4 protein-coding genes and 1 pseudogene are annotated in these 3003 nt (G+C 64.1%); 4 read left to right on the top strand and 1 reads right to left on the bottom strand.

Annotation, left to right across the window (positions count from 1 at the left end; genetic code table 11):
• Positions 1 to 221 (bottom strand): GntR family transcriptional regulator (locus EOA86_RS28690; RefSeq protein ID WP_164892066.1); only part of this gene is annotated, 221 nt, incomplete at its 3' end.
• A gap of 127 nt (positions 222 to 348) precedes the next feature.
• Between EOA86_RS28690 and EOA86_RS28685 the strand changes: the two genes are divergently transcribed.
• The 4 genes and pseudogenes from EOA86_RS28685 to EOA86_RS28670 form a co-directional block, all read left to right on the top strand.
• Entirely contained in the window at positions 349 to 1149 is an 801-nt protein-coding gene (locus EOA86_RS28685) for an ABC transporter ATP-binding protein (protein WP_127209020.1), read from the top strand.
• Entirely contained in the window at positions 1146 to 1913 is a 768-nt protein-coding gene (locus tag EOA86_RS28680; protein ID WP_128344738.1) for an ABC transporter ATP-binding protein, read from the top strand. The genes EOA86_RS28685 and EOA86_RS28680 overlap by 4 nt, the downstream gene beginning before the upstream one ends.
• On the top strand, positions 1910 to 2818 hold the full coding sequence (locus tag EOA86_RS28675; RefSeq protein WP_095520808.1) for a branched-chain amino acid ABC transporter permease: 909 nt from the start codon (positions 1910 to 1912) through the stop codon (positions 2816 to 2818). The genes EOA86_RS28680 and EOA86_RS28675 overlap by 4 nt, the downstream gene beginning before the upstream one ends.
• Positions 2815 to 3003, top strand: a pseudogene (locus EOA86_RS28670) (branched-chain amino acid ABC transporter permease); the annotation flags it as partial. The gene EOA86_RS28675 and the pseudogene EOA86_RS28670, both read left to right, overlap by 4 nt.

Here is a 3003-nt window from a genome sequence, read left to right as displayed (position 1 = left end):
TCCGTGATCAGCCGTCCGAGCGCCTCGCGCACCGGCATGGTGCTGGTGACCAGTGCGTCGGCGAGGCCGCGGATCGTCAAAACCTGGCTCGGCTCGAAAAGACCGCCGATCAAGGCCCGGCGCAACTCCGAATAGACGCGATCCTGCACGGTCTCGCGGCCGACCGGCGTAAGCTGGGCTGCGATCACCTCATTGTTCTTTTCGATGACGGCCTTCTGCATGGCAGTCCCGGTCTCGGCCCGTTTTTCGGCTTGCGGAAGAAATTAAAGCCGAATAGCGTGATCAAAGCAAGTGTGATCACAAATCAAAACCAGAAGGCGGCGACGATCGCTTTCGGCCAGAGGTTCCATGAGTGACACAACCGCACAACAGCGGGCGAACACCCTTACGCCGGTTCTGACGGCCAGGAACGTCGTCAGGCGCTTCGGCGGCCTCGTCGCGGTCCACAATGTCTCGTTCGAGGTCCGGTCGGGTGAGATACTCGGCCTCATCGGTCCGAACGGCGCCGGCAAGACGACGATGTTTGACCTGCTGGCCGGCAGCATCCTGCCGACCAGTGGCGAGATCCTTCTCAACGGCACACCGGTGTCGGGGGAAGCTGCCCATCGCCGCATCGGCCGCGGCCTTGGCCGCACCTTCCAGATCCCCCGGCCGCTGCCCAATCTGACGCTGATCGAAAACGTCATGCTGGCCGAGCAGGGCCAGGCCGGGGAAAGACTGCTCGCCAATTTCCTGACTCCACGGCGGGTCGCCGCCGAAGAAAGAGCGGCCGAGACGAAAGCCATCGAGCTGCTCGAGCTCGTGACGCTCGCCCGCCTGGCGCACGAGCCGGCGCGTGTGCTTTCCGGTGGCCAGCGCAAGCTGCTCGAACTCGCCCGCGTCATGATGGCCGACCCGGCGATCATCCTGCTCGACGAACCGGCGGCCGGCGTCAACGCGACGTTGCTCGAAGTCATCATCGATCGCATCCGCGACATCAACGCCCGCGGCATTACTTTCCTGCTGATCGAGCACAATATCGACATGGTGACGCGGCTCTGCCACCGCGTGCTGGTCATGGCGAGCGGCCAGCTCCTGTGCGAAGGCACGCCCGATGAGGTGGCACGCGATCCGCGCGTCATCGAGGCCTATCTCGGAGGCGCGGCATGAGCCAAACGGTTCTCGATGTCCGCGATCTCGAAGCCGGCTACGAGCCAGGCGTGCCGATCGTGCGCGGCGCCTCAATCACCGTCGACAAGGGCGAGATCGTTGTCGTTCTCGGCCCCAACGGCGCCGGCAAGTCGACCTTGATCAAGGCGATCGCCGGCCTTGTCCCGATCACCGGCGGCACGGTCCTGCTGGACGGCAAGGATATCACCGCGGCGCCCGCCCATATCATGGTCCGCCTCGGCCTTGCCTTCGTGCCGCAGACCGAAAACATCTTCCCCTTGATGTCGGTCGAGGACAATCTGAAGGTTGCCTGCGGCATCCTGATGCCGCGCGAGACCCCTGCCCGCATCGAGGAAATGTATGCGGCCTTTCCCGACCTCGTCCGTCAGCGCAGAACCGCCGCCGGAAATCTCTCGGGCGGACAGCGGCAGATGCTGGCCGTTGCCCGGGCATTGATCGTTCATCCCAAGGTGCTGGTGCTCGACGAGCCGTCGGCCGGCCTGTCGCCGAAATTCGTGTCGATGGTATTCGAGATGCTGGCCGGTATACGCGAATCCGGCGTCACCATTCTGCTGGTCGAACAGAACGCCAAGGCAGCACTTGCCATCGGCGATCGCGCCTATGTGCTGGTCGAGGGCAAGGACCGGCACGAGGGCATCGCCTCCGAGCTCTGGAACGATCCGGTCGTCGCCGAACTCTATCTTGGCCAGCGCCGACTCAATCCTGAAAGAGACCGGCACTCGGGCAAAGGAAGCGCGGCATGAACCTGCAATTTGTTGTCGACGGACTGCTGGCAGGTTCGATGATCGGCCTCGGCGCCATCGGCGTGACGCTCACCTATTCGATCCTGCGCTTCTCGAACTTCGCGCATGGCGACTTCATGGCCTGGGGCGCCTATGCGACGCTCGCCGTCGTCGGCGCCATCGGCGCGATGTTCGGCAAGATCGCGCCGATGGCTCCCCTGTCTTTCGGCTGGCCGCTGATCGCCGCGGTAATCGTCGGCATGGCGATCACCGGCCTGCTGGCGCTGCTGCTCGACATGATGCTTTTCGCGCGGCTGCGGGCCAAGGGCCAGGCGATCATTGTGGTGATGGCGAGCTTCGGCGCCTCGATGGCGCTGAGAAGCCTGCTCGAATTCATCTTCAGCTCGCGTCCGACCTATTTCAGCCGGGCCATCCAGATCGCCATGCCGGTCGGCTTCGGCATTCGCGTCACTCCCGACCAGATCGCGCTGCTGCTGCTGACCGCCGTGCTCGTGCTCGGCGTGCATCTGTTGATGACCCGCACCCAGACCGGTCGTTCCATGCAGGCACTGAGCCAGAATGCGGCCTTGGCGCGCATTGTCGGCATCGACGTCGCCAAGATCGTGCGCGTCACCTGGATCATTGGCGGAGCGCTAGCCTGCGTCGCCGGCGTGATGATCGGCATTCTCATCCAGATCCGTCCATTCATGGGTTTCGACATGCTGCTGCCGATGTTCGCGGCCGCCATCCTCGGCGGCATCGGCAGCGTACCTGGCGCTGTTCTCGGCGGATTGATCATCGGTATGGCCGAAGCCGGCGCAGTGCAGTTGGTCGGCGCCGAATGGCGCGCTGCCGTCTCCTTCATCATCCTGATGTCCGTGCTGTTCGTGCGGCCTATCGGCCTCTTCGGAGTGAGAGAACGCTGATGGATCTGCTCGGCTATGGCGCTTTCTTCCTGACGACCGCACTGATCTTTTCGCTCGTCACGCTCGGGCTCAACTTGCAATGGGGGCTCACCGGCCTTTTCAATGTCGGACTCGCGGGCTTCGTCGCCATCGGCGCCTACACGTCGGCACTGCTGACCACGCCCGACGATGCTGCGCGCCTGGGC

The sequence above is a fragment of the Mesorhizobium sp. M5C.F.Ca.IN.020.32.2.1 genome, from assembly GCF_004023105.1.
Classification (GTDB): Bacteria; Pseudomonadota; Alphaproteobacteria; order Rhizobiales; family Rhizobiaceae; genus Mesorhizobium; species Mesorhizobium wenxiniae.
Note: the sequence above shows the minus strand (reverse complement) of the source record. Positions and strands in the feature narration are given on the sequence as shown.